At 60.0% G+C, this 19,628-nt stretch carries 20 protein-coding genes and 1 pseudogene; 10 read left to right on the top strand and 11 right to left on the bottom strand.

The features are described 5' to 3' along the window. Positions 1–192 precede the first annotated feature (192 nt). Positions 193–774, top strand: a complete 582-nt coding sequence (locus LG409_RS14230; RefSeq protein ID WP_227406961.1) for a DedA family protein — start codon at positions 193–195, stop codon at positions 772–774. Positions 775–808: 34 nt separating this feature from the next. Here LG409_RS14230 and cml read toward each other — a convergent pair whose 3' ends face one another. Beyond that, positions 809–1,996, bottom strand: a complete 1,188-nt coding sequence (gene cml, locus LG409_RS14225; RefSeq protein ID WP_446719101.1) for a CmlA/FloR family chloramphenicol efflux MFS transporter — start codon at positions 1,994–1,996, stop codon at positions 809–811. Positions 1,997–2,223: 227 nt separating this feature from the next. On the opposite strand from cml, the gene LG409_RS14220 reads away from it, so the two are divergent. Then, positions 2,224–2,571, top strand: a complete 348-nt coding sequence (locus tag LG409_RS14220; RefSeq protein WP_319799327.1) for a DUF808 family protein — start codon at positions 2,224–2,226, stop codon at positions 2,569–2,571. Here LG409_RS14220 and LG409_RS14215 read toward each other — a convergent pair. The 3 genes from LG409_RS14215 to LG409_RS14205 form a co-directional block, all read right to left on the bottom strand. Continuing rightward, positions 2,516–2,815 carry a type II toxin-antitoxin system RelE/ParE family toxin gene (locus LG409_RS14215; RefSeq protein WP_227406958.1) on the bottom strand — a complete coding sequence of 100 codons (300 nt, stop codon included), beginning with the start codon at positions 2,813–2,815 and terminating at the stop codon, positions 2,516–2,518. The genes LG409_RS14220 and LG409_RS14215 overlap by 56 nt on opposite strands. After that, positions 2,815–3,063 carry a type II toxin-antitoxin system ParD family antitoxin gene (locus LG409_RS14210; RefSeq protein WP_144982072.1) on the bottom strand — a complete coding sequence of 83 codons (249 nt, stop codon included), beginning with the start codon at positions 3,061–3,063 and terminating at the stop codon, positions 2,815–2,817. Before LG409_RS14210 ends, LG409_RS14215 begins: the two co-directional genes overlap by 1 nt. Positions 3,064–3,270: 207 nt before the next feature. Further along, positions 3,271–4,044 (bottom strand): AraC family transcriptional regulator, encoded by a 774-nt coding sequence (locus tag LG409_RS14205; RefSeq protein ID WP_227406957.1) that lies wholly within the window; start codon positions 4,042–4,044, stop codon positions 3,271–3,273. 107 nt (positions 4,045–4,151) lie between these two features. Between LG409_RS14205 and LG409_RS14200 the strand changes: the two genes are divergently transcribed. Beyond that, positions 4,152–4,961 (top strand): sulfite exporter TauE/SafE family protein, encoded by an 810-nt coding sequence (locus tag LG409_RS14200; protein WP_227406956.1) that lies wholly within the window; start codon positions 4,152–4,154, stop codon positions 4,959–4,961. Between the two features lie 187 nt (positions 4,962–5,148). Here LG409_RS14200 and LG409_RS14195 read toward each other — a convergent pair whose 3' ends face one another. Further along, a complete protein-coding gene (locus LG409_RS14195; protein WP_227406955.1) occupies positions 5,149–6,228 on the bottom strand; it encodes an ATP-binding protein in 1,080 nt (359 codons plus the stop codon). Then, positions 6,225–6,959, bottom strand: coding sequence for a response regulator (locus tag LG409_RS14190; RefSeq protein WP_050980301.1), 735 nt, complete (start codon positions 6,957–6,959; stop codon positions 6,225–6,227). The genes LG409_RS14195 and LG409_RS14190 overlap by 4 nt, the downstream gene beginning before the upstream one ends. 130 nt (positions 6,960–7,089) lie before the next feature. Between LG409_RS14190 and LG409_RS14185 the strand changes: the two genes are divergently transcribed. From LG409_RS14185 to LG409_RS14170, 4 genes are all read left to right on the top strand, one after another. Continuing rightward, positions 7,090–8,253, top strand: a complete 1,164-nt coding sequence (locus tag LG409_RS14185; protein WP_227406954.1) for an efflux RND transporter periplasmic adaptor subunit — start codon at positions 7,090–7,092, stop codon at positions 8,251–8,253. Between the two features lie 30 nt (positions 8,254–8,283). Continuing rightward, a complete protein-coding gene (locus tag LG409_RS14180) occupies positions 8,284–11,397 on the top strand; it encodes a multidrug efflux RND transporter permease subunit (RefSeq protein WP_227406953.1) in 3,114 nt (1,037 codons plus the stop codon). Positions 11,398–11,534: 137 nt separating this feature from the next. Then, positions 11,535–12,011: a LabA-like NYN domain-containing protein gene (locus LG409_RS14175; RefSeq protein WP_227406952.1), complete on the top strand. Its 477-nt coding sequence runs from the start codon at positions 11,535–11,537 to the stop codon at positions 12,009–12,011. A 137-nt stretch (positions 12,012–12,148) separates the two neighbouring features. Further along, positions 12,149–12,760 carry a Fic/DOC family protein gene (locus tag LG409_RS14170; protein ID WP_227406951.1) on the top strand — a complete coding sequence of 204 codons (612 nt, stop codon included), beginning with the start codon at positions 12,149–12,151 and terminating at the stop codon, positions 12,758–12,760. A gap of 275 nt (positions 12,761–13,035) precedes the next feature. Here LG409_RS14170 and LG409_RS14165 read toward each other — a convergent pair whose 3' ends face one another. Beyond that, the gene (locus LG409_RS14165) at positions 13,036–13,332 is read right to left on the bottom strand and encodes a DUF1330 domain-containing protein (protein WP_227406950.1); all 297 of its coding nucleotides are present in this window, start codon (positions 13,330–13,332) and stop codon (positions 13,036–13,038) included. Between the two features lie 22 nt (positions 13,333–13,354). Beyond that, entirely contained in the window at positions 13,355–13,888 is a 534-nt protein-coding gene (locus LG409_RS14160) for a hypothetical protein (protein ID WP_227406949.1), read from the bottom strand. A gap of 208 nt (positions 13,889–14,096) precedes the next feature. On the opposite strand from LG409_RS14160, the pseudogene LG409_RS14155 reads away from it, so the two are divergent. Then, a pseudogene (locus LG409_RS14155) lies at positions 14,097–14,867 on the top strand (potassium channel family protein). 45 nt (positions 14,868–14,912) lie between these two features. On the opposite strand, the gene LG409_RS14150 reads toward LG409_RS14155, so the two are convergent. Further along, positions 14,913–15,305 (bottom strand): RidA family protein, encoded by a 393-nt coding sequence (locus LG409_RS14150; RefSeq protein WP_227406948.1) that lies wholly within the window; start codon positions 15,303–15,305, stop codon positions 14,913–14,915. Between the two features lie 147 nt (positions 15,306–15,452). On the opposite strand from LG409_RS14150, the gene LG409_RS14145 reads away from it, so the two are divergent. Next, positions 15,453–16,349: a LysR substrate-binding domain-containing protein gene (locus LG409_RS14145; protein ID WP_227406947.1), complete on the top strand. Its 897-nt coding sequence runs from the start codon at positions 15,453–15,455 to the stop codon at positions 16,347–16,349. A 20-nt stretch (positions 16,350–16,369) separates the two neighbouring features. Here LG409_RS14145 and LG409_RS14140 read toward each other — a convergent pair whose 3' ends face one another. Both LG409_RS14140 and LG409_RS14135 read right to left on the bottom strand, forming a co-directional pair. Continuing rightward, on the bottom strand, positions 16,370–17,833 hold the full coding sequence (locus tag LG409_RS14140) for a metal-dependent hydrolase family protein (protein ID WP_227406946.1): 1,464 nt from the start codon (positions 17,831–17,833) through the stop codon (positions 16,370–16,372). Positions 17,834–17,916: 83 nt separating this feature from the next. Next, entirely contained in the window at positions 17,917–18,813 is an 897-nt protein-coding gene (locus LG409_RS14135; RefSeq protein ID WP_039183472.1) for a LysR family transcriptional regulator, read from the bottom strand. Positions 18,814–18,978: 165 nt separating this feature from the next. On the opposite strand from LG409_RS14135, the gene LG409_RS14130 reads away from it, so the two are divergent. Continuing rightward, entirely contained in the window at positions 18,979–19,557 is a 579-nt protein-coding gene (locus LG409_RS14130) for an NAD(P)H-dependent oxidoreductase (RefSeq protein WP_039183470.1), read from the top strand. Positions 19,558–19,628: the final 71 nt, after the last annotated feature.

The following is a 19,628-nucleotide window of genomic DNA, read 5'->3' as shown; positions in this document are numbered from 1 at the left end:
ACCATAATCGGCTCATCATCTGAGCCGAATAGGCGGGGCAATCGGCTCATGTGCTTGGGGCAGCCAGGTTGGCTGCAAACTGAAGCAGCTGCCTTCCATAAGCCTCATTCACCTCTGCATCATCCTGAATCGTGATAGAGATTGCGTTGACGTGGCACCCACCTGGCGGGGTTACTTGATGGATGAATGCACATGACGCTTGATTATTTCGTGGCGAACTATGGCAGCCTCGGCTTGTTCGTGGGGGCGAGCCTGGAGGGTGAAGCCGTCGCGATGCTGGGCGGCATCATGATGCATCGGCACCTGATCGGGTTTGGTGAAGCGGTGGTCTCGCTTGCCTTGGGCGCTTTCCTGGCGGATCAGGTGTTCTTCCTGCTCGGGCATGGGTGGCGCAATAGCGCTATCGTGCGTTCGGTTCAGCGTAGCGCGGCGGGTGGGCGGGTACTGACGACGTTCAACGCCCACCCGAATACGTTCGCGTTCTCCTTGCGGTTCCTTTACGGGCTGCGCATGGCCGGTGCGGTGACCATCGGTACGACCAACTTTCCCTGGCCCCGTTTCATCGTGCTCAATGCGCTGTCGGCGCTGATCTGGTCGGCCGCCTGGGTCACGCTCGGTTATCTGTTTGGTCAGGCGCTCGCGCCACTGTTTGAGCGCCTGAGCAGCCTTTCCCATGTGGTGTTGGCAGGGGTGGCCGCTGTGCTGTGCGTCGCGGTCGTGGCCGTGGTGGCCACCCGGCGGAGAAGGGCCCAGCGCTTGAAGATGCGCGATTGAGCGCAGCCACCCCTGCACACGCATTACCCTATCGTTACCGCCTCCGCCGGGCTAAGCCGGTGAGCAGCCCCAGCGTGAGCGCTGCCATGCCGCCGGTGTAGGCGATCAGCGGCCACGCCGTGCTGCCATCCAGCATGACCACCACCGCAGTGCCCACGCCACCCACGATCAGGCTCTGCACACAGAAGTGCAGCGCCACGGCGGTGCCTGCCATGTCGCTGAAGGCGTGCAGCGCGCCGTTGGCGGTCACGGAAGTGATCAACACGATGCCCACGGCAGCGAGCCACATCGGTAAGACAAACGACCACAGGCTTGGCGTGAAGAACACTTCCCCCAGCCCCAGCAGGCCTGCGCTGGCCAGCAGAATCAGCGCGCCACGCAGGGCGCAGCCGGGAATGCCCCAGCGCGTCACGAAACGTTTGGCAAAGCGCGCCGTCACGATCATGGCCAAGGCCACCGTCGCAAAGGCCACGCTGAACCCCAACTCGCTAAAGCCCGCCCCTTCGATGAGCACTCGGGGGGCCGTCGAGAAGAACACGAAAAACGCCCCCATGGCGGTCCCGAACGCGACCGTATAGACCCAGAAGTGAGCGCTGTTGAGCACGCGCCCCATATCCGCCAGGCGGGTGGGGGCGTATGCCTTGCGTGTTTCATGCCATCTCGGGAAGGCGTAGCCGAGGGTCAGCAGGGCCAGAATGCCCAGGGTGATGAACAGGGCGCTCCAGCCCAGGTAACGGGCTATCAGCGCGCCCGCGATAGGCCCCAGCGCAGGCACCACCGCCAGCATGGCATTCATCAGGCTATAGATGACTGCGCTTTCCGGCGTGTTGGCGTACACATCGCGCACCGTGGCGAACATCGCGACCAGCATGGTGGCGGCCCCCATGGCCTGCACCAGCCTGAGTACCACGAATAGCCAGGCTTCCGTGGTGAACGCCAGGAATATGGAGACCGCCGCGAAAACGAGGGTGCCGCCGATCAGGATGGGGCGACGGCCCAGGCGGTCTGAAAGCGGGCCAAAGAGGATCTGGCCCACGCCCAGCATGATCATGTAGAGCGTCAACGTAAGCTGAACGACCTCGGGCGTGGTATCGAGAATGCCCGGCATGGCGGGCACCACCGGCAGGTAGATATCCATGCCGAGTGAGGCAAGCAGATTGAAAGGGGCCAGCAACGCCAGCGCCAGGGGTAGGCGATAAGCCCAAGGGCTTGGGTTTTGAATAGGCACAGGAAAAGCTCCGTACGAATCAGCGTATTCGACAGCGGCCTGCAGGGCATCGATGTGATGGTCAGGCTGCCGCAACAACGAGTGAAGCAGGGTTGTTGCGGCCTAGCGGTCTGCTTTTTTGGAACCCATGGGCGTGCTTTTCCTGTGATAAGTCGTGGCTGTCCTTGACGTCGTGAGCGTATCAGATCGTCACAGCGCTGTCTGTTGGCGTGAAACAGGCAATGCCCTCCCGCTACGGTGTGCTTTACGATCAACAACGCTTATTCACGGAGGAAATACCCATGGCCATTGGCGGCTGGATTGGGTTGCTGGATGACATTGCCGCGCTGGCGAAGCTGTCCGCCGCCTCGCTGGACGATGTAAGCGTGGCCGCAGGGCGAGCGACGGAGGCCGGACGCCGAGAAGAAAATTGGTGGTGGTGGGGGTGTTGCACCTTATTTCTGCCAATACGGCGCATGCCACGATGCCATCGCCCTGTACACATGCTAGGGGGCGCCTGGTACTTGAAGGTCGTCAATCAGTCAGAAAATAGGAAACGATATCCATCTCTTTATGAGGAATGCCAATGATTTCAATGCATTCATGGCCAATCAGATAAAAAATAACGTGCTGGCCTTGAGGGTAGCTAAAATAACCCTCTTTGATATCTGGGCGATGCCTTCCTGGCAGGGGATTTTCTGCGAGCCAGTGAAACCGTTTTTCAAAATCCCTTAGATAGGTATCCCGTTGGTTCTTGCCCCACTGCCATTCCGTATAGCGGCCGATATCTTTTAAATCGTCCCTTGCTCTCGGTGTGATACGGAATGTGAGCATTACGATTCGTTATCCAAATCGCTGATTAATGCATCCATTGAGAAATCGTCCACGAATTCACCAGCGCTCGCTTGCTCGGCACCTTGGGCTAGGTGCGTACGTAGCGCCTCAAGTTTGCTTTTGCGTTCTTCCATGGCACGTAATGCATCCCGCACCACCTCACTTGCGGAGCCGTAGCGACCGCTAGAGACTTCGTTTTTGATGAAGGCTTCCCAGTGTTCTCCTAGGCTAAGGCTAGTCGTTGCCATGATGTGCTTCCTATATTCAAAAATAACAAATATGAATATATGCGTGGCTGACTAGAATGACAAGTGGGCAGACCAGTGACGCTCTTTCTAATGTTGCTGCTGAAGATGGCGGACATTCTCCACGCCATGAAACCTATATACCGATGATTACTGAACGTCTTGAAACGGTAGCGCTAACACCTGTAGCAGCTGCTTTTTACGCTTCCTCTAACGATTCGCCGCCCGAACAAAAGTACTAGGAGATTGGCCGAGTACCTTGCGAAACATGTTGGAGAAAGCGGCAGGGCTGTCGTAGCCGAGTTCCAGTGCGGTTCGGGTAACGGAATTGCCGGAGAGCAGCTTGGGAATCGCCGCCATCAGGCAGGCTTGCTGGCGCCATACCCCAAAGGAGAGTCCGGTCTGCTGACGGAACAGACGATTAAAGGTGCGTTGACTGCAGTGCAACTGCCGAGCCCACTCTTCAGGAAGGGTGTGAATGCTCGGCTGGCCGAGAAAATCTCTGCACAGGCTGGCGAGTGGCAGGTCGTGGGGCAGGGGCGCAAATAGTGGCAGGGCCTCAGCCTGTTCCAGTTCGCATAGGAGTAGTCGAGCCAGAGCTCCGTCGCGGCCATTTTCATCATAGAGTGCGGGGATGTGGGCGGAAGCCAGCAGCAGGTGATGCAGGAGAGGCGTCACGACCAGCACCTCACAGCTGCTCGCAGCGCGTGGCGCGGCATGGGGCTCGATATAGAGGCTTCGAGTGCTCACCCCGTTCATGCGTACTTGGTGCCGCTTGCCCGCAGGTAGCCAGACACCGCTAAAGGGCGGCACCATCCAGGTGCCGTCATCCGTATTCACCTCCATAACGCCGGTCATGCCATAGAGAAACTGGGCACGGCGATGGGTATGAAAATCAAGGAGGGTACCGGGGCGGTAGTCCGTGCCGATGGCCACCATGGGCCGTGCCACATGATCTACCTCTGGAAGAGGTGTATTGAGCATTAGCGTTAACCTGGCTGAAACGCGTTGATGGTTGTCCTAACGACGAATGTCGGCCAATCCTCGCCAGCATATAGTGCCTGCTGTTTCGTTTCATCAGGAGAGTGCCGGTGTATAGCGTATTGCTACTTTGTGGCGGGGTGGCGGGAGTGACCACCGTATTGTTCGGTTTTGGTGGTGGGTTCGTGGTGGTTCCCTTGCTGTATACCCTGCTGATTTTCGTCCATGGGCCGGATAGTGGTGTCGGTCAGGCGGCTATGCATATCGCGGTGGCCACCTCGACGGCATTGATGGTGTTTGCGGCTTCCCTGTCCACATGGCGCCACCACCAACGGCAGACCGTGCAGTGGCACTTGGTGCGTCCGCTGGTGGGCTATATCGCCTTGGGCGCTGTGCTGGGCGCAGCGGCGGCCGTGTCGTTAAGTGGCGAGTGGGTGCGCTGGGCGTTCATTGGTTATTTAGCCCTCACGATTGCGGATGCCAGTTTGCGGCCCGGTTTTCTGCATCAGTCAGGGAGTGATGTGCGTCCTATGGGGCGAGGGGTGACGGCGATGACGGGGACATTGATTGGTGCAGTGGCCGCCTTACTGGGCGTTGGCGGCAGCGTGATGACCGTACCGCTCATGCGCCGGAGAGGCGCGAGTATGACGGCAGCCACTGCCATGGCCAATCCGTTGTCGTTGCCCATGGCGGTGAGTGGCACCGCGACGTATGTGTTGCTGTCGGCGAACCACCCTGCGTTGGGGGGCTGGTATGCCGGTTATGTGGATCTACGCGCCTTGCTGGTACTCGCAGTGGGCTCATGGCTCGGTATTCGCCTGGCGTCGACCTGGATTGGGCGCATTCCTGACCATCTTCATGCCAGAGTGTACCTGCTATTGCTGGCTATGGTGCTGGTAGTGATGGTGTTTATAGGTTGAAGCGGCCACACTTTTACTAGGCAGATTTATTTGGCAAAGATGTAAGAACCGTGTATGGCCATATTTGGTAATGTGTATTCCGAAGCTGAACTGGAGAAAGATATAAAGCGCCGAGTGCTGCGCTCTGGCGCTTGGTTTGGTGGGCAGGTTCTCACTGCCGATCATTCAGCAATCACGCCCCATGTGATCACGTCGATGGTGATGGTGTAGGCCAGCGCACCTCGAAACAGGAGCCGCCTTCGTCAGAAGGGTAGCATCTGGCCTCGCCATGGTGAGCTTTGGCAATCGCCGCCACGACTGCCAATCCGAGCCCGCTTCCTCGTTTGGCTGCCTGTGTACCGGTGTCGGTCTCCCGAGCATGTCGGAACGCGGTAAAAATATGGGTGGCATCGTCCGGCGGGATGCCTGGGCCAGCGTCGATCACACGCAATACACACGCACCCTCGTCTTGGCGCGTTTGGATGAGGACGGGGCCTGGCGATGCGTGCTGGCGAACGTTTTCCAGCAGTGCAAGCAGCGCTTGGCGAATACGAAACGGGTCGCAATGGACGCTTCCCGCTTGTAAATCGAGCGTTGGCTCATGCTGTGATGCATTCAGTGCATGCTGACAAAATTCGACGACCGACTCGATGTCAGCGGAAAGCTCGCACTGCTTGATCTCGATGTTCAAATGCCCACTTTCGGCCAGACTGACGGCACGAAGGTCTTCGATCAGCTGTGCCATGCCGTCGATCTGGGCCAGCAGGCTCAGAAACTGCGGTGTTTCAGGAGGGAACACCCCTTCTGCCAAGCCTTGCAGGCGGCCACGCAAGATAGTGACGGGCGTGCGCAGCTCATGGGCAATGGCTGCGTTCCAGAAGGTCATCTCTTGAGACATGCGCTGGAGCTGGTCTGCCAGTGCATTGAAGTCGTTGGCCAGCACGGCGGCTTCGCCCAGCGAGCGGTCTCCTGTGGTGGCTCGGGCGCTCAGGTCGCCCTGTGCCACCTTGCGAATGCCCAGCGTGACGGAGTTCAGTGGCACCAGGATACGCCGCGCCAGCTGTACGCCGACGATCATCGCGAAGGTGAGCCCGGTGAGCGTGGTCAGGGCGAGCCAGATCCATTCCGGACCGGTGGGGAACAGGCCGAAGTCGTCGAGCGAGTCCTGCCAGTAGCGAGACGCCAGAAAATAAAACAGATATGAGGTGACCACCACCAACAGGGTGATGCCGAAAGCCATCGCGGCCATGGTCAAGGCAATGGTGCGGCTCAACCCGACGAGCTTCATTCCGTGCCCCACAGGCGGTAGCCAACGCCGCGAATACTTGCTGGCATGCCGTTGATGCCCAGGTCTTCGAGCTTCTTGCGCAGCTTGCTGATATGGCTGTCCACCGTGCGCTCCATTGCTTCGCCTTCGGGTAGGCAGGCCGCCAGCAGCTCTGCGCGGGTGCAGACTCTTTTGGGTGCCCGTGCCAAGTGGGTCAATAGCCTGAACTCGGTGAGCGTCAGGGCCAACGTGTGCGAGGAGCCGTTCACCTGCACGGATGCTTCATGCTGCTCCAGGTCGATCTCGAAGGGCGGGATGCGAAGCACCTGGGGCGGGTGGTGGGCATCGTTCAGGGTTCGTCTCAGCACGGCCTGAGTCCGCGCAACCACTTCGGCGGGATTGAAGGGCTTTACGACATAGTCGTCGGCGCCGAAGCGCAGACCCATCAGTTTGTCGATGTCTTGATCCATGGCCGTCAACATGATGACCGGGGTGGGGCCTCGGTGGCGAATTTCCGACAGCACCTGCCATCCGTCCAGCTTCGGCATTTTCACATCGAGCAATACCAGGTCGGGTTTCATCGTGGCGTGCATATCCAGCGCCCTGCGTCCGTCCGCTGCGTGCAGGGTGCGCAGCCCCGCGCGTGCCAGATACGCCTGCAGGATATCGGCGATGTCAGGCTCGTCTTCGACGATGAGCACCAGGGCTTGCACGCCTGAGGTGGCAGGGGAGGGCTGATGAGTCGTATGCATGAGGGCTCGAAGACGATGAAATTCGTTCTCCATCATATCTCCACATACCGTCGACGTGAATCCCATGCTGGGCCGCTATAGTCCCTTCCATTCTATTGGCAGGCCTCTGCCTGTACTGAAGGAACTCGTCATGAAGCTTGGAATGGTATGCCGTCGTGGTGGTGTGGTCGCCTTGTTGATGACCTTGCTGGCAGGGTGTGAGCCTCAGGTGGAGGAGGTCGATGTGCCGTCTGCGCCTCGGGTTTCCGTCGAAACCCTGGCCGTAGGCGAGTGGGAGATTGCCGAGGACCTGCTCGGGCGGGTCGCGCCGTTTCAAGTGGCCGACATTCGCGCTCAGGTCGGCGGCATCGTTCAACGGCGTCTGTTCGAGCAAGGCCACGAAGTAGCCGCAGGGCAGGCCTTGTTCGAAATCAACCCGGCGCCCTTTCAGGCAGAGGTGGATATCGCCCAAGCCGCGCTGCAAAAAGCCGAAGCGGAGCTTGCCAATGCCCGTGCCCAGTCGGCGCGGCTGGAAACCTTGGTGCGGGGGGCATCGGTGAGCCGTCAGGCCTATGACGATGCTGTGTCCACTGCCCGCCAGGCCGAGGCGAACGTGTCGGAGGCCCGCGCAACGCTGTCACGTCGCCGCCTCGACCTGGCGTTTGCCACGGTGACGACGCCGATTTCCGGGCGCGTCGATCAGGCGATGGTGACCGAGGGGGCGTTGGTCGGCAGCGGCGAGAGTACTCCTTTGGCGCGGGTGCAAAACATCGACAAGGTCTATGTGGATGTTCGCCGCCCATCGTCCTCTCTCGATGGGCTCCAGGATGCCATGGCTTCTTACCCCGCTCTCGAGGGCGGCATGCCGATTACCCTGTTGGGCCGCGATGGTGCGCCTTATGACGTCGCCGCCCATCTGCTTTTTTCGGGTATCGAAGTCGATGCCAGCACTGGCAACCTGCTGCTGCGTGTGCTGGTGGAGAACCCGGAACGGAGGCTACTGCCTGGCATGTTCGTGCGTGCACGCGTGCCGTATGCCCGGTATGACGCGGTGCTGAGCGTCGCGCAGCAGTCCGTGGTGCGCATTGGGGGCAAGCCCTATGTGTGGGTGATGGACGACAGCGAACGGGTCGAGATGATGGCCGTCGAGCTTGCTGACGTGAAAGAGGGGCGCTACCGGGTTCAGGCCGGCCTGACCGAAGGCCAGAAAGTCGTCGTGGAAGGCGTCGAGCGCTTGGCGGACGGTGCACAGGTCGATCCAGTGAGCTGGGTGGCCCCTACACCCGACGGCGCCATTGCTGCCTCCATTCGCTGATATTCAGAACTCGCTCCAGGACTCTCTGCCATGCCCCAGTTCTTCATCCAGCGCCCAGTCTTTGCATGGGTGATCGCCCTGTTCATCATCTTGTTGGGTGTGATCTCCATTCCCTCGCTGCCGGTGGCGCATTATCCCTCCGTGGCGCCGCCGTCGGTGACCATCACCGCCACTTACCCTGGCGCAACCCCACAAACCATGAGCGACACCGTCGTCAGCCTGATCGAGCGTGAGCTTTCCAGCGTCAAGAACGTGCTGTATTACCAATCTACCGCCGATGCCTCGGGCTCGGCGTCGGTCACCGTGACCTTCAAGCCGGGTACCGACCCGGAGATGGCCCAGGTGGACATTCAGAACAAGCTCAAGGCGGTGGAGCCCCGTTTGCCTCAGGCGGTGCGTCAGGATGGGCTGAGCGTCGAATCCGCGTCGTCGAGCTTTTTGATGATCGTGGGGTTGACGTCAGAGGATGGGCGCTTCGATGAATTGGCCTTGAACGACTACATGGCGCGCAACATGGTCGAGGAGCTTCGGCGTGTCGATGGGGTAGGCAAGGTGCAGCTGTTCGGTGCCGAGCAGGCGATGCGTATCTGGATCGACCCGCAAAAACTCGCGGACTATGAGCTTTCGATCAACGACGTTTCCGCCGCGATTCAGGCACAGAACGCGCCCATCGTACCCGGTAGTATCGGGGCTTCTCCGGCTGTCCCTGGCCAGAGGGTCACCACGCTGCTGGTGGCCGACGGGCAACTGCGTACCCCCGAGGAGTTCGCTACGATTGTGCTGCGCGCAGACGAGAGCGGCGCTCAGGTGGTGGTGGGCGATGTGGCCAGGGTGGCGCTAGGGGCTCAATCCTATGGCTTCTCGAATCGTGAGAATGGGCAGCCCGCCACCGCTGCGGCTATCCAGCTCGCGCCTGGGGCCAACGCCGTACGCACGGCCGATGGCGTACGCGCGCGCCTTGCCGAGCTTGGCGCAAGCCTGCCTGCAGGGATGAACTATTCGGTGCCTTTCGACACGGCTCCCTTCGTCAAGGTCTCCATACAGAAGGTCATCCACACCTTGATCGAGGCGATGGTGCTGGTGTTTCTGGTCATGCTGCTGTTTCTGCAGAAGGTGCGCTACACCCTGATTCCTGCGTTGGTGGCACCGATTGCGCTATTGGGCACGTTCACGGTCATGCTGTTGGCGGGGTTCTCGATCAACGTGTTGACCATGTTCGGCATGGTCCTGGCTATCGGCATTATCGTCGACGATGCCATCGTGGTGGTGGAAAACGTCGAGCGCATCATGGCTTCGGAAGGGCTGCCTCCGAAAGAGGCCACTCAAAAGGCGATGAAAGAGATCACCGGCGCGGTCATCGGCATCACTCTGGTGCTGACCGTGGTCTTCGTGCCCATGGCTTTTTCGAGTGGTTCGGTGGGAGTGATCTATCAACAGTTCGCGCTGTCGATGGTGGTCTCGATTCTGTTCTCGGCGTTTCTGGCGCTCACGCTGACGCCAGCGCTATGCGCGAGCCTGCTCAGGCCCGTGGCTGCCGGTCATCATGACAAACGTGGCTTTTTCGGCTGGTTCAATCGTCGTTTCGATGTTCTGACCGGGCGCTATCAGCGCCAGGTGACCGGGCTGGTCGCTCGCAGCGGTCGGCTCATGGTGCTGTTCTTGGCGCTGTCGGGCGTGTTGCTGTTTGCCATGAGCAGGCTACCGTCATCGTTTTTGCCAGAAGAGGATCAGGGGTACTTCATGACCAGTATTCAGCTACCTGCCAACGCGACCACCGAGCGGACCTTGGAGGTGGTCAAGGCCTACGAGAATCATGTGATGTCACGTGCGGCGGTGAGCGGCAACATGTCCATCCTGGGCTTCGGGTTTTCCGGCTCGGGGGCGAATACGGCGCTGGCGTTCACCATGCTCGAGGATTGGGGGAAACGCGATGGCGCGACCACGGCGGAAGAAGCCGAGCTAGCCCAGCAGGCCATGGAGCGGCTCAACGAAGGCACGGTGATGAGCCTGTTGCCCCCGGCAATCGATGAGCTGGGCACCAAGTCGGGGTTTACTTTTTACCTTCAGGATCTCCGCAACCAAGGCCCTGCCGCCTTGAAGGAAGCGGAAACTGCACTGATCGCGCTAGCCGCGCAAAGCCAGGTCTTGAGCGACGTTTACGCCGATGGCCTGCCCGAGGGTGCGAGCCTTCGCCTGGATATCGACCGCCGCAAGGCCGAGGCTCTGGGCGTGCCCTTCGCCAATATTGGTGACATCCTCTCTGCTGCCATGGGGTCGTCGTACCTCAACGATTTCCCCAACCAGGGCCGTATGCAGCAGGTCATCCTGCAAGCGGATGCGCCGGCGCGTATGCAGATCGACGATGTATTGAGACTTCAGGTGCGCAATGTGCGAGGAGGCATGGTGGCGCTTTCCGAGGTGGTCACGCCGGTGTGGGACGAAACGCCGCTACAGTTGGAGCGGTATCTTGGCTATCCCGCCACGAGCATTTCCGGGAGTGCGGCGGCGGGCGCTTCCACCGGTCAGGCCATGGCCGAGGTGGAGCGCTTGGTCCAGCAGCTTCCCCCCGGTTTCGCCGTGGCCTGGACAGGCCAGTCCTTGCAGGAAAGGCAGTCTTCTTCCCAGGCACCCATGCTGATGGCCCTGTCGATTCTGGCGGTATTTCTGGTATTGGCGGCGCTGTATGAAAGCTGGTCTATTCCGGTCTCGGTCATGCTGGTGGTGCCGCTGGGGCTGCTGGGGGCAGTGGGTGCCGTGATGCTGAGGGGGCTGCCCAACGATGTGTTCTTCAAGGTTGGCATGATCACCGTGATTGGGCTGTCGGCAAAGAACGCAATCCTGATCGTGGAATTTGCCAAACAGCTTCGCGAGCAAGGCTGGGGATTACGGGAAGCGGCAGTGGAGGCCGCCAGACTGCGCCTGCGCCCGATCCTGATGACATCACTCGCCTTCGGTCTCGGCGTGGTGCCGTTGATGCTTGCCTACGGCGCCAGCGCCAATACCCAACACGCCATCGGCACCGGCGTGTTTGGCGGCATGGTCAGCGGTACCTTGCTGGTGGTGCTGTTCGTTCCGGTGTTTTTCGTGTTCGTGATGGGGCTTCAGGAGCGTGTGTTGGAGTGGCGCGCGCGCCGTCATGGCTAGAAAGCGGCTTGACGCCATGCTCATGGCCTCTTTTATTCAGGAGTGAAGGTCTGATGTGAGGAGCCCAATATACTGAGTTCGAGGGCATGGGTTATCGCGTACCATGGGGGCACACTCACTGCCGAGGCCCCCATGCCATGACCCGCGTTGCCATCTTCGTAGACACTCAGAACGTTTACTACACCGTACGCGACGCCTACGGAAGGCACTTCGATTATCGGCGTTTCTGGGCCAAGGCAACGGCGAACCGGGAGGTGCTGGCCGCCCGCTGCTATGCCATCGACAAGAGCGATGCCAAGCAGCGTGAGTTCCAGAATATCCTCCGTTCGATTGGCTTCGAGGTCAGGTTAAAGCCGTTCATTCAGCGCGCGGATGGTTCGGCCAAGGGCGATTGGGACGTGGGCATCACCCTCGATGCCATCGAATATGCCGAAAAGGCGGATGTGGTGGTGCTGGTCTCCGGCGATGGCGACTTCGACCTGTTGGCGCAGAAGATCCGTGAGGCCCACGGCAAACGGGTGGAAGTCTACGGCGTGCCCCAGCTCACCGCCGCCTCCCTGATCAACGCCGCCAGCCAGTTCATCCCCATCGAGGGTGACTTGTTGCTGGGGTGATACAGAATGCTGAGCTGATGGGCTGGTTTGCATAGGCTTGGTGTTCGCTCGCAGCGGAACGTGTACTCTTGGTTGTGTATCGGTTGCTAACGTGTGCTCAATTGGGGCTGCATGCGCAGTGAAGCAAGGCTATTCCTATGAGTCGTTATGAAGTTTCTGGTAGTGAAAGTGAGTATCAGCCGGGATCAGAAGATAAGGTGCTGAAGAATCTTGCCGGTATTGATGATCCGGCAGATATGAATACTGCAGAGACGGAGCTGCTTGCAGCGCTCTACATACAGGTGTTTGATACTTTCCCAGAAACGGTTGATTTAAAAAGAATTCGCCATTGGCATAGAGCTTGGCTAGGTAATGTTTACGATTGGGCGGGCCAATACCGAACCGTTGATATGTCTAAGCCCGATATTCGGTTTGCATCGCCTCTGCAAATTCATAGGTTGGCTCAAGTGTTCGAGAACCAGTATCTCGCTCGTTTTGCTACGTTACCTGAGATGGGAGACGAGCAACTGGTCAGCTTTCTTGCTGAAATGCATGTCGAGTTCATACTGATTCATCCATTCCGTGAGGGAAATGGCCGGATCTCACGTTTGCTGTTGGATGTGATGGCTGTCAAGGCGGGGGCTCAACCACTGGACTATAGCTTATGGAATGAGCACAAGGATTACTATTTCAAAGCGATTCAGGCTGGTCTGGAGGGCGACTACCAATTTGTCGAACGTTTAGTTCGTGATGTTTTGTCGGCGCAGTAACGTCGAAGGCATCGCCTCAGGAAGATAAGGTCAACTTGTTGAAAAGCCTTGGGCGAGACATCAGGCGTTTTTCAATCACCTCTGTACGCTCGCCTGTCTCGATTGCACTCGAGCTGGCGACGGCTCGCACAATACGCTCACGAGAAACGATTACTTTATCTGTGGGGGGCCTGCGAACCATTATCGCGCTCCTTGAGTCGTTCTGTTGAGCTCATTATAGCAGCTATCCCTTGATGATACTCCCCCGCTGATGACAGCAGGAGAGTGTTTGCTTATCACACCTCTTCCATACCCTCTACCAAAAAGACGCGGTAATCGGCGCCCAGGAAGCGGTGTTGGCGGGCTTCCTGGTAGGCGGGGCTTTGGTACCAGGCGCGGGCGGCGGCCATGTCGGGGAAGCGCAGGATCACGGCGCCTTCCATGGCGCTGCCTTCCAGCACTTCGAAGTCTCCGTAGAAGGCCAGCGGCTGCGGGTCGTGGCCTTCCCGAGCGGCTTTGGCCTTTTCGCTGTAGCGCTGCATTTCTTCGCTGTTGTGGGTGTGTTCACGGGTCAAAATGACATAAGCAGGCATTGTGTTTCCTTGTTGGTCGACGCTACGGCGTCTCGGTCGGGGGGGAGTCATCGGCTGGCGCCTCGGGGTCGGCGTCGGCCATCGGTTCGATTTGACGGTTTTCCAGGGCGGCCAACGCGACCTTGTAGCAGTCTTCGATGTGGCTGTTGCCCATGTATTTCATGGCGGTAAAACTGATGCCGCCCGCCACGGCGCTGCCAATCAGCGGGACGAATTTGCTGGTGCCTTTGGCGGCGACTTTGATGCCCATCTTGCCAAGCAGGGTCACGATCAGGTTTTTGGTGATGTACCTGCCCGCCATCTTGCTGCCGGTATTGGAGATGGCGGTCATGACGAACAGCTTGCTTTCGGTATCCAGACGGTCGATCTGCTCCGGCGTTAGCCCAAACTGGCTGTTGATCTTGGGGATGATGCGCATCAGGATCGCCACGTCCGAGCCAATGTCCAACCCCGGCACAGGAATCATCGCCGTACCTGCGGAGAGGCTGGCGCTGCGTGTAACCATGGCATGGCAGGACTTCTTGATGGCGTCGAGTTCTTCCCTTGTTTCGATCATTGCGCAATCCCTTTTGGCGATGGAGTGTCATCACCTTAGTCGATGTTGGCTTTCGCGACACGTTGTCTGCTGGGCGTTGTCTCGTCGCCAGTCGGCTCGACCAGTGAAGATGCTAATCGCTTTGCAGCCACTGGTGGGTAAACAGCTTGGTAGATTTTAGCGCTATAGTGGCGCCTCTTTCCTCTCACTGGCTGAACGCTTTTATCATATGACCTCATTCAGAGCCGCGCTACATCGGCAGTTAGCTCCTGAAGCTCGCCTTCAGCAGGGCTTGTCGGTCACTAATCGTATTATCTGTCTGTTGATTCTATTGGCATCGATCACGGCGATTCTGGAAACCGAGCCCACGCTGCGAGCGCTGTCACCGAGGCTGTTTTCGACGCTGGAAGCGATCTTCGTAGCCATCTTCATGGTCGAGTACCTGTTGAGACTTTATGCCGTTGGGGAGGACCTGCGCTATCGGGGAGTGACGGGGCGGGTGCGCTATGTGTTCTCGTTCTGGGCGTTGGTCGATTTACTGGCCATCGTGCCGTACTTTCTGGGCTTCATGGCCCACAACAACGCTTTCCTGCTGCGCCTTCTGCGCTTGGTGCGAATGCTGCGGCTTGCCCGTCTGGGCCGCTTCAGCCAGGCGTGGGCAGCCTTGGCGGCAGCGCTGAAGTCGCGCTCCCATGAGTTATGGCTCAGTGCAGGCGTGGCCGGTTTGCTGCTGCTGTTTTCGTCTTGCTGCTTGTATCTGGTAGAGGCCGCCGCGCAGCCTGAAGCGTTTGGCAGCGTGCCTCGGGCGCTGTAGTGGAGTATCGCCACGCTCACTACGGTGGGCTATGGGGACGTCACACCGGTCACGGCGCTGGGCAAATTTTTTGCGGGCTTAACGGCCGTGGCGGGCATTGGGATCATCGCCATGCCAACAGGGATATTGGCGGCCGCATTCAGCGATGCTTTTCAGCAGAAACGTGATCACCTATCGGAAAGATAACGCATGCCTAGCGCGGGTCTTTATAAATCTGCCTGCCTTGGATGCCTACTCAGGCAGCCTTGCAATGACCTTGATTTCAAAGTCGAATCCCGCCAGCCATGTGACGCCGACCGCCGTCCAGTTGGGGTAGGGCTTTGCTGGAAACGCGCGGGCCTTGGCTGCCATCACGGTAACGAATTGGGCCTCGGGGTCGGTATGGAAGCTGGTCACGTCGACGATATCCTCGAAGCTGGCACCGGCCGCTTTCAGGACATTGGCCAGATTGTCGAAGGCCAGCTGCACCTGGGCGGCGAAGTCTGGCTCCGGTGAGCCATCTTCACGGCTGCCTACCTGGCCCGAGACAAACAGAAAATCACCCGAGCGTACCGCCGCAGAGTAGCGGTTGTGATCGTACAAATCCTGGCGTCCGTTCGGGAAAACGACATCACGCTTAGCCATCAGTCTCTCCAATAGTGCTGTTCGTAGGTCGTGATCGACCCTTGATTCATGGTGGGAGCACTGTAAATCTGGCGTGCGTGTGGATAAACGCGGGATCATGATCAACATTGTTTGCTGTGGCCAAACAATCATGGAGGGAAGACAACTGTGGATCGCTTTGATGCCATGCAGGCGTTTGCCCGCGTGGTGGAAACCGGCAGCTTTACCAAGGCTGCTGACACACTGCAGATCAGCCGAACCAGTGTGACGCAGCAGGTTCAGTATCTCGAAGCGCGCCTGCGGGTCACGCTGCTCAACAGAACGACGCGAAAAGTGAACGTCACGGCTGACGGGGCGGCCTATTACGAGCGCGTCATCAAGCTGTTGGCCGAGCTGGATGATGCCGAGACCAGCCTTTCCAATGCCGCCGTTCTCCCTCGTGGTCGGCTTCGGGTCGATGTGCCTAGCCCATTTGCACGCATGATGCTGATACCCGCGTTGCCTGCCTTTCACGCGAAATACCCCGATATTCAACTGGAGATGGGGGTAAGTGACCGCATGGTGGATATCATCGGTGAGCGGGTGGATTGCGTGGTGCGGGGCGGCGAGCTGACCGATCTGTCCTTGATGGCGCGTCGTGTGGGCGAGTTGACGATGGGGGTTTATGCAGCTCCCAGTTACCTGGAAAAAGCGGGCTTTCCGTCGCACCCTGAAGCGTTGTCGGCGCCTCCGCATTATCTTGTGGGGTTTCGGTCGGTGCGTGCGGGAATCGCTTCTTCGTGCGTGCTGCACCGTGACGGTCAGCGTGTTCAGGCACAAGGCCGCTACATCGTTTCGGTCGATGATGGCAATGCCTGCTTGGCTGCGGGCGTGGCGGGGCTGGGGGTCGTCTGCCTCCCTGATTACATTGCCCAGGGGCATCTGGCGCGCGGCGAGCTGGTGCGCCTGTTCGAGGATTGGGACATCGCGCCCATGCCGATGTACATCGCCTTTCCCCCCAACCGACACGTCAGCGCCAAACTGCGCGTATTCATCGATTGGGTGGTCGAGGTCATGACGTTCTAGCGCTTGTGTTGGCGCTGGGGCTATCGGGTGTCTTTATAAATACGCCCGCCTTTCATGATCAGGCGCAGGTTCTGCTCGGGGTCGTTCAGGAAGTCCAGGTTGCGGCTGGGGTCGCCGTCGACCAACAGCAGGTCGGCCCAGGCGCCGGGCTCGATTTTGCCGAGCGTGCCGGGGTAGGGGTTGCGTGGGCCGGAAAGAGCCAGCAGTTCGCCGTTACGCCCGGTGGCCATGGCCAGTACGGTAAGCGGGTCGTAGAAGCGCGTGAGCTTGGCGAGCTGGCGCAATTGGTTGGACGTATTCTGAGGGCTGAACAGGATGTCGGTGCCCCAGGCGGTGTGGATGTTGAAACGCTGGGCCAGCTCGTAGGCACGGACGGTGCCTTCGGCGACTTGCCGCTGGGCTTCTCGGCGGGCGGCGTCTGGGTAGACGTTGGCATCTTCGTCTTGCAGAAAGGGCTGCAGGCTCCACCAGGCACCTTCACCTGCCATCATGCGGGCGGCTTCTTCATCGGCCAGCTGGCCGTGTTCGATGGATTTCACCCCGGCTCGCAGCGCTCGCTGTATGCCTCTGGAGGTGTAGACGTGCACCATCACGTAGGTGCCCCAGTCGTCGGCGGCTTCCACGGCGGCGCGCAATTCGCGTTCGGTAAACTGGGTGCTGTCGAGTGGGTCGTAGATGGAAGCCACGCCGCCGCCCGCCATCAGCTTGATTTGCGACGCGCCCAGCATGAGCTGCTCCCGGGTGCGTCGCAGGACTTCGTCTTCACCATCGGCAATGGCCGCGACGCCTTGGCGTTCCTGTTCGCTGAGCGGCGTGTTGCTGCCTCTGGGCACCTCGTGACGCAGGCGAAAGTCGCCGTGGCCGGAGGTCTGGGAAATCATGGCGCCTGCCGGAAAGATGCGGGGGCCATCGACGATGCCTTCATCGATGGCGCGCTGGAGGGCAAAGGCGGGGCCGCCCACGTCGCGCACCGATGTCACGCCACGCATCAGCGTGCGCCGGGCCTCCTGAGCTGCCACCAGGTGAAGGTAGCCCACATCGGCGGTCATGGCGGTGGTTTGGGTGATGGCGGCCAGCGTGGTGTGCCAATGGGCGTCGATGAGCCCAGGCATCAGCGTGCGTCCTCCACAATCGATGACTTCGGCCCCTTCAGCGGCGGCATCTGCGGGCAGAATCGCGCGAATGCGGCCCTCTTCGACTCGTACGGCCACGTCCCGTTGCAGCGCGCTGCCGCTACCATCGAACAGCTGTAGATGGGTCAACAGCAGCGGGCCATTCGCGGTGCGCGGCTGGGCGCTGGCCAGCGACGGCAGTTGCAGACCGGCGAACATGGCCATGACGGCTGCGGTGCCCCCCAATACCTGGCGACGGCTCACGTCGGCCATTACCCGTTCGTGAAACTGTTGCAGTAGCGGTGAACCGCAGCAGCAGGCGCCGTGGGCATGGGGGGCAAAGAGCGGGGCGTTCAGCGCAGCAACCGTCATGGGTAGCCTCGTGTGGGTGGGGTGCTATCTCTGCATCTTAGGGCAGCGGTGTGGATTAAGCGATGTTGGCCCTTAACGCGCTGCTAAACGTAATGCGGTGGCAGCCGCTCGGCCAGAAACTCCATGAACAGCCGCGTGCGATGGGAAAGCGTGGCCTGCCGGTAGTAGACGGCATGGATGGGCTGTGTGATCAGCGTGGTGTGGTCGGGCAACACTTCCACCAGTGCGCCACGCTGGCGTGGGGCCTGGGTCATGAAATCGGCCAGGCAAACGATACCGACGCCTGAGATTGCCAGCTCCAGCAGAGTGGTGCCGCTGGATGCCGCCAGGGTGGGCGTGATATGCAGCGGCTGGCCATTGGCGCCGTTCAACGGCCAGCGGTTGAGGTGGTCCAGCTGGCTGAAGCCGAGCAGGGTGTGCTGGGCCAGTTCCGCTACCTGAGAGGGGGTGCCATGGCGCGCCAGGTAGGCGGGGCTGGCCAGCACGCGCAGGGCGCTGTGGCCCAGGGGGCGCGCATGGAGCGACGAATCTTCCAGCGCGCCAATGCGAATGGCCAGGTCGACCCGCTGTTCCAGCAGGTCTACAAAGCGGTCATGGGTATCCAGCTCCAGGGTGATCTGCGGGTAGCGGGCGCGAAACTCCTCGATCAGCGGCACCACCACGAACTGCATGAAGCTGGGCGCGGCATTGATGCGCAGCCGCCCGCTGGGCTGCTGATGGCGATCTTGCACGGCCTCTTCGGCCGCTTCCACGGCGGCCAGGATGCTGCGGCAGTGGGCCAGAAAGGTGTCGCCTTCCTCCGTCAGCTCCAGCCGCCGGGTGGTGCGGCGCAGGAGCGTGGTGCCCAGTTTCTGCTCCAGCCGATGCAGGGCGCGGCTGACGCCGGAGACCGTCATATCCAACTGCTCGGCAGCGGCGGTGATCGAGCCACAGTCCACGACGGTAATGAAGGCTTGCTGCTCTTCCAGAGTACTTTTCATGGCTACCAGGCCTGGTCGTGGCAAGTGATTGTTGATTTTTGTGCAAGAGTCTCTTGCGGGGTGAGCGCTGTTTCCAAGGCATTGTTCACTGCACAATAGCGCCCACTCAATGGCTCGCAGTGAAACATCAAGCGAGCCAATCGACAACACAGTGAGGTGTCAGCCATGAAGATACTGTTGATCAATGGCGGTAAAGCGTTTGCCCACTCTGGTGGTGAACTCAACAATACGCTGCATGCCGTCGCAAAGGAAACCCTGCTGGAACTGGGGCATGACGTGCGCGAGACGGTCATCGAGCAAGGCTACGAGACTGCTGCCGAAGTACAGCACTACCTGTGGGCCGACACCATCGTGTACCAGATGCCCGGCTGGTGGATGGGCGCGCCCTGGACGGTCAAGCGCTATATCGATGAAGTCTTTACCGAGGGGCATGGCGCGCTGTACGCAAGCGATGGCCGTTCGCGTCAGGACCCTTCCAAACAGTACGGCAGCGGCGGGCTGCTGCAGGGCCGCCACTACATGCTGTCGTTGACCTGGAATGCCCCCGCCGAAGCCTTCGATGAGCCGGGCAACTTCTTTGAAGGGCGTGGGGTCGATGGCGTCTACTTTGCGTTCCACAAATCCCAGGAGTTCGTCGGGCTGGCCGCCCAGCCCACGTTCATCGCCAACGATGTCATCAAGGCACCGGACGTCGAGCGCGACAAGGCAGAGTATCGCCGCCACCTGCGTCGCGTGTTCGGTTAGGCACCATCGCACACGGGCGGTGAGCGCTTATCTACCGCCCGCATCTGGAGCGCGGCATGGCCGAGGGGGCC

Origin of the sequence: Halomonas sp. NyZ770 (assembly GCF_020616575.1) — a bacterium.
Classification (GTDB): Bacteria; Pseudomonadota; Gammaproteobacteria; order Pseudomonadales; family Halomonadaceae; genus Vreelandella; species Vreelandella hamiltonii.
This window is presented reverse-complemented; position numbering and strand designations above follow the sequence as displayed.

Coding starts and splice junctions, on each gene's coding strand:
- LG409_RS14230 (WP_227406961.1), top strand. CDS start 193: ATGACGCTTGATTATTTCGTGGCGAACTATGGCAGCCTCGGCTTGTTC.
- LG409_RS14220 (WP_319799327.1), top strand. CDS start 2,224: ATGCCCTCCCGCTACGGTGTGCTTTACGATCAACAACGCTTATTCACG.
- LG409_RS14215 (WP_227406958.1), bottom strand. CDS start 2,815: ATGCTCACATTCCGTATCACACCGAGAGCAAGGGACGATTTAAAAGAT.
- LG409_RS14210 (WP_144982072.1), bottom strand. CDS start 3,063: ATGGCAACGACTAGCCTTAGCCTAGGAGAACACTGGGAAGCCTTCATC.
- LG409_RS14205 (WP_227406957.1), bottom strand. CDS start 4,044: ATGCTCAATACACCTCTTCCAGAGGTAGATCATGTGGCACGGCCCATG.
- LG409_RS14195 (WP_227406955.1), bottom strand. CDS start 6,228: ATGAAGCTCGTCGGGTTGAGCCGCACCATTGCCTTGACCATGGCCGCG.
- LG409_RS14190 (WP_050980301.1), bottom strand. CDS start 6,959: ATGCATACGACTCATCAGCCCTCCCCTGCCACCTCAGGCGTGCAAGCC.
- LG409_RS14185 (WP_227406954.1), top strand. CDS start 7,090: ATGAAGCTTGGAATGGTATGCCGTCGTGGTGGTGTGGTCGCCTTGTTG.
- LG409_RS14180 (WP_227406953.1), top strand. CDS start 8,284: ATGCCCCAGTTCTTCATCCAGCGCCCAGTCTTTGCATGGGTGATCGCC.
- LG409_RS14175 (WP_227406952.1), top strand. CDS start 11,535: ATGACCCGCGTTGCCATCTTCGTAGACACTCAGAACGTTTACTACACC.
- LG409_RS14170 (WP_227406951.1), top strand. CDS start 12,149: ATGAGTCGTTATGAAGTTTCTGGTAGTGAAAGTGAGTATCAGCCGGGA.
- LG409_RS14165 (WP_227406950.1), bottom strand. CDS start 13,332: ATGCCTGCTTATGTCATTTTGACCCGTGAACACACCCACAACAGCGAA.
- LG409_RS14160 (WP_227406949.1), bottom strand. CDS start 13,888: ATGATCGAAACAAGGGAAGAACTCGACGCCATCAAGAAGTCCTGCCAT.
- LG409_RS14150 (WP_227406948.1), bottom strand. CDS start 15,305: ATGGCTAAGCGTGATGTCGTTTTCCCGAACGGACGCCAGGATTTGTAC.
- LG409_RS14140 (WP_227406946.1), bottom strand. CDS start 17,833: ATGACGGTTGCTGCGCTGAACGCCCCGCTCTTTGCCCCCCATGCCCAC.
- LG409_RS14135 (WP_039183472.1), bottom strand. CDS start 18,813: ATGAAAAGTACTCTGGAAGAGCAGCAAGCCTTCATTACCGTCGTGGAC.
- LG409_RS14130 (WP_039183470.1), top strand. CDS start 18,979: ATGAAGATACTGTTGATCAATGGCGGTAAAGCGTTTGCCCACTCTGGT.